The sequence below is a fragment of the Streptomyces sp. NPDC002537 genome, assembly GCF_053594975.1.
Genome location: NZ_JBSFWT010000160.1, coordinates 1 through 8,454, shown reverse-complemented (window position 1 = coordinate 8,454; position 8,454 = coordinate 1). Strand labels below are relative to the sequence as shown.

Below are 8,454 nucleotides of genomic sequence, written 5' to 3'. Positions count from 1 at the left end.
GCCATGCTCCGCACCATCTGGGGCGACGACCAGCGCTACCTCGACACCTACTGGTCCCGCTTCGAACACCAATACTTCGCCGGCGACGGCGCCAAGAAAGACGACGACGGCGACATCTGGCTCCTCGGCCGCGTCGACGACGTCATGCTCGTCTCCGGCCACAACATCTCCACCACCGAAGTCGAATCCGCCCTCGTCTCCCACCCCAAGATCGCCGAAGCCGCCGTCGTCGGCGCCACCGACCCACAGACCACCCAGGCCATCTGCGCCTTCGTCATCCTGCGCGCCAACGCCGACGCCGGCGAAGAGGGCCTGATCGAGGAACTGCGGGCCCACGTCGCCAAACAGCTCGGCCCGATCGCCAAACCCAAGCGCATCCTCCCCGTCGCCGAGTTGCCCAAGACCCGCTCCGGCAAGATCATGCGCCGACTCCTCCGCGACGTCGCCGAAAACCGCACCCTCGGAGACGTCACCACCCTGACCGACTCCTCCGTCATGGACCTCATCCAAACCCAGCTCCCCGCCACCACCAGCGAGGACTGACCCGGAGCACAACGACGGCGCAGCCCTTCGGGCAGCCATCGGACAGCCCGTACAAGTGAGGGGCACCCGGCATCACGCCGGGTGCCCCTCGCTCTTTCGGGCTAAGGTAAGTATTCATCGCGTCAAAAACGCGACAAGAATCATGGGCGCGCCGGGAAGTCTGGTCGGCACACAGCACACGTGTATCCAGTCGACCCCCAGGAGGTCCTCCGCCGTGGCCGCGCCCAAGAACCGCCGCTCCGTCTTCCTCGGCCGGTTGCCGCTGCCCGAGCGGAATTACCTCGCCGATGCCCTGCGTACCGAGACCGTCGGCGGTGTGCTGCTGCTCGTGGCCGCCATCGCCGCGCTGATCTGGGCGAACACCCCGCTGCGCGACAGCTATCAGGCGGTCAGCTCGTTCCACTTCGGCCCCGGCGCCCTTGGCCTGAATCTTTCGGTGCAGCACTGGGCCGCCGACGGACTGCTGGCCGTCTTCTTCTTCGTGGCGGGCATCGAGCTCAAGCGCGAGCTGGTCGCGGGCGAGCTGCGCGATCCGAAGGCGGCGGTTCTGCCCGTCGTCGCGGCGATCTGCGGCATGGCCGTGCCCGCGCTCGTCTACTTCTCCGTCGTCACCACGGGCCACGGCTCGACGGCCGGCTGGGCCGTGCCGACCGCCACGGACATCGCGTTCGCACTCGCCGTGCTGGCGGTCATCGGCACCTCGCTGCCCTCGGCGCTCAGGGCGTTCCTGCTGACCCTCGCCGTGGTCGACGACCTCTTCGCGATCCTGATCATCGCGGTCTTCTTCACGCAGAAGCTGAACTTCGCCGCCCTGGGCTTCGCCGTACTCGGACTGGCGGTCTTCTGGCTGCTGCTCCGCAAGGGCGTACGCGGCTGGTACGTCTACGTGCCCCTGGGCATCGTCAACTGGGCCCTGATGTACAACAGCGGCGTCCACGCGACCATCGCGGGCGTCGCCATGGGCCTGATGCTGCGCTGCACCCGGCACGAGGACGAGGCGCACTCCCCCGGCGAGCACATCGAACACCTCGTGCGCCCGCTGTCGGCGGGACTCGCCGTGCCGTTGTTCGCGCTGTTCTCGGCGGGTGTCGTGATTTCCGGCGGCGCGCTGTCGGACGTCTTCACCAGGCCCGAGACGCTGGGCGTCGTCCTCGGTCTGGTCCTCGGCAAGGCGATCGGCGTGTTCGGCGGGACCTGGCTGGCGGCGCGCTTCACCAGGGCCGAACTCAACCCGGACCTCAAGTGGCCGGACGTGCTGGCCGTCGCCTCCCTGGCCGGCATCGGCTTCACGGTCTCCCTGCTGATCGGCGAGCTCGCCTTCAAGGGGGACCAGCTGCTCACCGACGAGATCAAGGCCGCCGTGCTGGTCGGCTCGCTGATAGCGGCGGTCATAGCCGGCGTGCTGCTCAAACTGCGCGACAACAAGTACCGGAAGCTGTGTGCCGAGGAGGACCTCGACGAGGACCACGACGGCATCCCCGACATCTACGAACAGGACAATCCGGCGTACCACCTCCGGATGGCCGCGATCCTGGAGGCCAAGGCCGCCGAGCACCGCCGACTGGCGGAAGTCGCTGCCGGGCGCACCACCGGGGACGATGGTCCGGCATGATCTGAGAGTCTTCATATCCGCTGAAGACCCGCAGATGAAGACCCGCAGATGACGAAGCTGATGATGAAGAGGGAGCAGCCGATGAGCGCAGCCGACGACGGTGCGGCGACCGGTGTGAACGACGCCGACGGCGCGAACCGCAGCCTCGGCCAGCTGGTGGCGACGGCCACCACCGAGCTGTCCGCGCTGGTGCACGACGAGATCGCGCTGGCCAAGGCGGAACTGCGGCAGGACGTCAAGCGGATCGGCATCGGCGGTGGCGCGATCGCCGCGGCGGGCACGCTGGCGCTGTTCTCGCTGCCCGTGCTGAGCTTCGCGGCGGCGTACGGGGTTCACAACCTCGGGCTGGGTCTCGCCTGGTCGTTCCTGATCGTCGGCGGCGCGTTCCTGCTGGTGGCGGCGATCCTCGGGCTGCTGGCCGTGAACAGGTTCAAGAAGGTCAAGAAGCCCGAGAAGAGCATTGCCTCGGCAAAGCAGACCGCTGCCGTCCTGGGCACGGTCAAGCCGCATCCGCAGTCGCTGCTCGACACGAGCCGCACCGACGCATCTGTGACACGCTCGACCGTATGACGGTGCCCGATACTTCCGCAGCGCCCGCGTCTCCCGAACCCGATCCCGCCGCCGGAGCTCCGGCGGCGCGTACGGTCCCGGCCCCGGTGGTCTCCGGGGCGTCGGTGGTACGTCCCGACGGCCCCTGGATCCACCGGGACGTCGCGGCGAACGGTGCGCGGTTCCACATCGCCGAGATGGGCGAGGGACCCCTGGTGCTGCTGTTGCACGGCTTTCCGCAGTTCTGGTGGACGTGGCGGCATCAGCTGCCGGCGCTCGCGGACGCGGGGTTCCGCGCGGTCGCGATGGACCTGCGCGGGGTGGGCGGCAGCGACCGCACGCCCCGTGGGTACGACCCGGCGAACCTCGCCCTCGACATCACCGGTGTGATCCGCTCGCTGGGCGAGCCGGACGCCGCGCTGGTGGGGCACGACCTGGGCGGCTACCTCGCGTGGACGGCGGCCGTGATGCGCCCCAAGCTGGTGCGCAGGCTCGCGGTCTCCTCGATGCCGCATCCGCGCCGCTGGCGTTCGGCGATGCTCTCCGACCTCAAACAGAGCGCGGCCGGTTCCTACGTCTGGGGGTTCCAGCGGCCTTGGCTGCCGGAGCGGCGGCTGGTCGCGGACGACGCGGCGCTGGTGGGGCGGCTGATCCGGGAGTGGTCGGGGCCCCGGCTGCCGGACGACGAGGCGGTCGACATCTACCGGCGGGCCGTGTCGATCCCGTCCACGGCGCACTGCTCGATCGAGCCGTACCGCTGGATGGTGCGGTCGATGGCCCGCCCGGACGGCGTCCAGTTCAACCGCCGGATGAAGCGTCCGGTGCGGGTGCCGACGCTGCACCTGCACGGTTCGCTCGATCCGGTGATGCGTACGCGCAGCGCGGCGGGGTCCGGCGAGTACGTCGAGGCCCCGTACCGCTGGCGGCTCTTCGACGGGCTCGGGCACTTCCCCCACGAGGAGGACCCGGTGGCGTTCTCCACGGAACTGGTCAACTGGCTCAAGGACCCGGAACCGGATCGCTGACGTCCGGCGGCCCCGCTCCCGCCTGGCCGAAACCGGCCGGTCGGAGCGGGGAGCGCACCGGCAAGCGCTCTAGAACGTCCGTTCCTCGAACGGCCAATTGCCCGGCGCATAGGCCAATTGAGCGACCCCTGGGCGATTACCGACCTTTGGGCACGGGCACAGACCTCTGTATGGGCTGGACGCACGACTACCGTGACGCGACGCAGGAGCGGGTCGCCGAGGGCGACGCCGCACTGGCTGTGAGCGAGGTGACCGACAGGGCCGCAAGGGGGGAGCACCGGCCGGGGGCCGGGCCCGACGACCCGACCATCGGCATTCCGCGGATCATCCGCCGCCGCGCCCGCTGGGTGTCGGCGCGGTTGCGCCACCACCCACGCGGTCGCTGACGCCGCCTCGGCACGGGCCCGCCCCGCGCCGAGGGTCACCCGCATCGCCACACCCCACAGGCCCACCGGCCCCGCAGAACGCCTCAGGAGCCCGTACAGCGCCCTCTCGGGCGCTCAGAGGGCGCAGCCCTGGGTGTTGACCCTGGCGGTGGCCCTGCGGCCGCTGACGGCGTCCGGGCGCACCTCGTCCGCCGTGAGGGCGTAGCCGGTGTCCGCGTCGTCGAGGGACTTCGCGAAGACCACTCCGTAGACCTTGCCGTCCGGGGTGAGCAGGGGGCCGCCGGAGTTGCCCTGGCGCACGGTCGTGTAGAGGGAGTAGACGTCGCGTCGAACGTTGCCGCGGTGGTAGATGTCCGGGCCGTTGGCCTGGACCCGGCTGCGGACGCGGGCGGCGCGGACGTCGTAGGAGCCGTTCTCGGGGAAGCCCGCGACGATGGCGCTCCTGCCGGTCACCGCGTCGGTCTCGGTGAAGCGCAGCGCGGGCGCCTCCAGCTGCGGCACGTCGAGGACGGCGATGTCGCGCTTCCAGTCGTAGAGGACGACCTTCGCGTCGTACTGCCGCCCCTGCCCGCCGATCTGCACGGTCGGCTCGTCGACGCCGCCGACGACGTGGGCGTTGGTCATGACCCGGTGTCGGTCGAAGACGAAGCCGGAGCCCTCCAGGACCTTGCCGCAGCTGGGCGCGGTGCCGACGACCTTGACGATGCTGCGCTGGGCGGAGGTGGCGACGGGGCTCTGCGCGAGCTCGGGGTCGGGTGCGGGCACCGAGGTGATGGGCTCGGTGGAGAACGGCGCGAAGACCTGCGGGAAGCCGTTCTGCGCGAGGGCCGTGCTGAAGTCCGCGAACCAGCTGTTGGCCTGCGCGGGGACGACCCGTGCGACACCGAGCAGCACCTTGGAGTTGCGGACCTCCTTGCCGAGCGTCGGCAAGGAGGTGCCGGCGAGGGCGGAGCCGATCAGCCAGGCGACCAGCAGCATCGCCAGGACGTTGACGAGCGCGCCACCGGTGGCGTCCAGCGCGCGGGCCGGTGACCAGGTGATGTGACGACGGAGCTTGTTGCCCAGGTGGGTGGTCGCGGCCTGGCCGACCGAGGCACAGACGATGACGATGACGACGGCCGCCACGGCGGCGGCGGTACCCGGTGTGGCATCGCCCGTGGCGCTGTCCCAGATGAGAGGCAGCACGTACACGGCGACCAGCCCGCCGCCGATGAAGCCGACCACGGACAGCACCCCGACGACGAAGCCTTGGCGGTAGCCGACGACGGCGAACCACACGGCAGCGATCAACAGCACGACGTCCAGCACGTTCACCGGGAAATGCCTCGCAATGATGTTGTCGGCGGTGGCGGCGGCCCCGCGCCGGGCGGGGCAGAGGTCACCGTCTCATGCCCGTCAGGCCCGTTGATCCAGAGGGACCTGCCGCGCCCGGTCCCAAGGCCGTTCCCAGCCCGCGTAGTGCAGGATCCGGTCGATGACCCCCGCGGTGAACCCCCACACGAGGGCGTCTTCGACCCTGAAGGCGGGGCCTATGTGGCCGCTGGGATGCTTGGCCATGGCCCGGTTCTCCGGGTCGGCGAGGTCGGCCACGGGCACGGTGAAGACCCGTGCGGTCTCGCCCTTGTCGACCGGCTGCACAGGGCTGGGAACGCGCCACCAGCCGAGCACGGGCGTCACGACGAAATCGCTCACCGGGATGTAGAGCCGGGGCAGCACCCCGAAGACCTGCACTCCGGACGGGTCGAGGCCGGTCTCCTCCTGCGCCTCGCGCAGTGCGGCCCGCACGGGAGCGCCGTCGGCCGGGTCGCCGTCCTCCGGATCGAGCGCGCCACCGGGGAACGACGGCTGCCCGGCGTGCGAGCGCAGCGTCCCCGCCCGCTCCAGGAGCAGCAGCTCCGGCCCCTTGGGGCCGTCGCCGAACAGGACGAGCACGGCCGACTGCCTGCCGCCCGTATCGGGCGGCAGGAAGCGGCTGAGTTGCTGCGGTTCGATGGTCTCCGAGGCACGGGCCACCGGTTCGAGCCACTCGGGCAGCCCTTCCGCGGTGACGGTGGCTCCCTGGCCGTACGTGCTGGTCATGCGCTTCCCCTCGTACGTGCGCTCATCGCTGCCCCCATGGGCTCACTCGCCGCCCAGGGGGCGGGCCGGCAGGCCCGGGTAGTCCGGCGGGGGCTTCAGCCGCTGGCCCGGCAGCCCGCCCTTCTCGTACTTCAGCAGCTTCTTCGCCTTCTCCGGGTCCGTCTCGCCCTCTCCGTAGGACGGGCAGAGCGGGGCGATCGGACAGGCCCCACAGGCGGGCTTGCGGGAGTGACAGATGCGCCGCCCGTGGAAGACGACCCGGTGCGAGAGCATCGTCCACTCGCTCTTCGGGAACAGATCGCAGACCACGGCCTCGACCTTCTCCGGGTCCGTCTCGTCGGTCCACTTCCAGCGCCGGACGAGCCGCCCGAAGTGGGTGTCCACGGTGATGCCGGGGACGCCGAAGGCGTTGCCGAGAACGACGTTGGCGGTCTTGCGGCCGACGCCCGGCAGCGACACCAGATCCTCCAGGCGGCCCGGCACCTCGCCGTCGAACCGGTCTCGCAGAGCCGTCGAGAGCCCTATGAGCGATTTGGCCTTGGCCCGGAAGAAACCGGTCGGCCTGATCAGCTGCTCCAGGGCCTCGGGGTCGGCGGCGGCCATGTCCTCGGGCGTCGGGTAGGCGGCGAAGAGCGCCGGGGTGGTCTGGTTGACCCTCAGGTCCGTCGTCTGGGCGGAGAGGACCGTGGCGACCAGGAGCTCGAAGGAATTCTCGAAGTCGAGCTCCGGGTGGGCGTACGGGTAGACCTCGGCGAGCTCGCGGTTGATGCGGCGCGCGCGCCGCACGAGGGCGGCACGCGACTCGGTCCCGGCGACTGCGACGGCGGCAGGGCGTTCCTTCGCCTTGGCCGAAGTCTTGGCCGGAGCCTTGGCCAGAGTCTTGGCCGGAGCTTTCGCCGCTGTCTTGGCGGGAGCCTTGGCCGAAACCTTCGCCGCCGTCTTGGCGGACGCCTCCGCGGGCGCTTCCCCGGACGCCTTCGCCGGGCTCTTCGCAGAAGTCTTCGCAGCCGCGGCAGGCTTTGCGGAGGCAACGGTTCCGGGCTTGCGTGCGGCCTTGGCGACGGTCTTGGCCGCGCGTTTCACGGGAGCGGCGTCACTCGCCGCCGCACCCGACGTTTTGCTCTCGCTCACGGCTTTCGCCCTCTTCATGGACGAGTGTTCGCCCACAGCGGAATTACGGGCCCCGGTCACCCTCCCGGCCCCCTTGCCCTGTGTTCTCACCGGCGTATTGGACACCCGGCCAGACTAGAGCCCAGCGCTGACATCCGGCCCGTGCGCAGGAAATCCGCAGCCCAATCGGACCCCTGCCGTAGGGCTTCGGGCGACGATGCGCGACACTTGTGTTTGATCACACAGTTTTACCGACGGGCATCATGGGGACCACGGTCCCCTGTGCATGTCGACAAGGAGAGAACTCGTGGACGACGTTCTGCGGCGCGCCCCGCTTTTCGCGGCGCTCGATGACGAGCAGGCCGCTGAGCTGCGCGCCTCCATGGGCGAGGCCACCCTCGCGAGGGGCGACGCCCTGTTCCACGAAGGGGACCCCGGCGACCGCCTCTACGTGGTGACCGAAGGCAAGGTGAAGCTCCACCGCACCTCGCCCGACGGCCGCGAGAACATGCTCGCCGTCCTCGGACCGGGTGAGCTCATCGGCGAGCTGTCGCTCTTCGACCCCGGGCCGCGTACCGCCACTGCGACCGCCCTCACCGAGGTCAAGCTGCTCGGCCTGGGCCACGGCGACCTCCAGCCCTGGCTGAACGCCCGCCCTGAGGTGGCCACCGCGCTGCTGCGCGCCGTCGCGCGCCGCCTGCGGCGCACCAACGACTCGATGTCGGACCTGGTCTTCTCCGACGTCCCCGGCCGAGTCGCCAAGGCGCTCCTGGACCTGTCCCGCCGGTTCGGCGTGCAGTCCGAAGAGGGCATCCACGTGGTGCACGACCTGACGCAGGAGGAGCTCGCCCAGCTGGTCGGCGCTTCCCGCGAGACCGTCAACAAGGCCCTCGCGGACTTCGCGGGCCGAGGCTGGCTGCGTCTGGAGGCCCGCGCGGTGATCCTCCTCGACGTGGAGCGCCTCGCCAAGCGGTCCCGCTGACCTACGGGCGTACGCCCCCGGTGCATGCCTGACGGCACGCGCCCGTGAACGCATCGAAGGCCCCCGCCGGAAGGGCGAATTCCAGGGGTCGAAGCAACACAGTGATCAACTGGCTGTGGCCAGGAGCTTAGCGAGACGCTCGGCTGGGGTTTCCCAGCCGAGCGTTTT

At 70.4% G+C, this 8,454-nt stretch carries 9 protein-coding genes; 6 read left to right on the top strand and 3 right to left on the bottom strand.

Going from position 1 to position 8,454, the window contains the following annotated elements:
• The 5 genes from ACWD4A_RS34800 to ACWD4A_RS34780 form a co-directional block, all read left to right on the top strand.
• Positions 1 to 543, top strand: a 543-nt coding sequence (locus ACWD4A_RS34800; protein WP_451200406.1) for an AMP-binding enzyme, incomplete at its 5' end; no start/stop codon positions are given.
• Between the two features lie 214 nt (positions 544 to 757).
• The gene (nhaA, locus tag ACWD4A_RS34795) at positions 758 to 2,155 is read left to right on the top strand and encodes a Na+/H+ antiporter NhaA (RefSeq protein WP_451200405.1); all 1,398 of its coding nucleotides are present in this window, start codon (positions 758 to 760) and stop codon (positions 2,153 to 2,155) included.
• A gap of 81 nt (positions 2,156 to 2,236) precedes the next feature.
• Positions 2,237 to 2,725, top strand: coding sequence for a phage holin family protein (locus tag ACWD4A_RS34790; RefSeq protein ID WP_451200403.1), 489 nt, complete (start codon positions 2,237 to 2,239; stop codon positions 2,723 to 2,725).
• The gene (locus ACWD4A_RS34785) at positions 2,722 to 3,729 is read left to right on the top strand and encodes an alpha/beta fold hydrolase (RefSeq protein ID WP_451200400.1); all 1,008 of its coding nucleotides are present in this window, start codon (positions 2,722 to 2,724) and stop codon (positions 3,727 to 3,729) included. Before ACWD4A_RS34790 ends, ACWD4A_RS34785 begins: the two co-directional genes overlap by 4 nt.
• A gap of 170 nt (positions 3,730 to 3,899) precedes the next feature.
• Complete coding sequence (locus tag ACWD4A_RS34780) at positions 3,900 to 4,115, top strand: hypothetical protein (protein ID WP_451200398.1); 216 nt, start codon at positions 3,900 to 3,902, stop codon at positions 4,113 to 4,115.
• Between the two features lie 114 nt (positions 4,116 to 4,229).
• On the opposite strand, the gene ACWD4A_RS34775 is transcribed toward ACWD4A_RS34780, so the two are convergent.
• The 3 genes from ACWD4A_RS34775 to nth form a co-directional block, all read right to left on the bottom strand.
• Positions 4,230 to 5,429, bottom strand: a complete 1,200-nt coding sequence (locus ACWD4A_RS34775; protein ID WP_451200395.1) for a MarP family serine protease — start codon at positions 5,427 to 5,429, stop codon at positions 4,230 to 4,232.
• A gap of 81 nt (positions 5,430 to 5,510) precedes the next feature.
• Entirely contained in the window at positions 5,511 to 6,194 is a 684-nt protein-coding gene (locus ACWD4A_RS34770) for an NUDIX hydrolase (RefSeq protein ID WP_451200392.1), read from the bottom strand.
• Between the two features lie 42 nt (positions 6,195 to 6,236).
• Positions 6,237 to 7,343: an endonuclease III gene (nth, locus tag ACWD4A_RS34765; RefSeq protein WP_451200390.1), complete on the bottom strand. Its 1,107-nt coding sequence runs from the start codon at positions 7,341 to 7,343 to the stop codon at positions 6,237 to 6,239.
• 268 nt (positions 7,344 to 7,611) lie between these two features.
• Here nth and ACWD4A_RS34760 point away from each other — a divergent pair, with 268 nt between their 5' ends.
• Positions 7,612 to 8,286, top strand: coding sequence for a Crp/Fnr family transcriptional regulator (locus ACWD4A_RS34760; protein ID WP_030367278.1), 675 nt, complete (start codon positions 7,612 to 7,614; stop codon positions 8,284 to 8,286).
• Positions 8,287 to 8,454 lie beyond the last annotated feature (168 nt).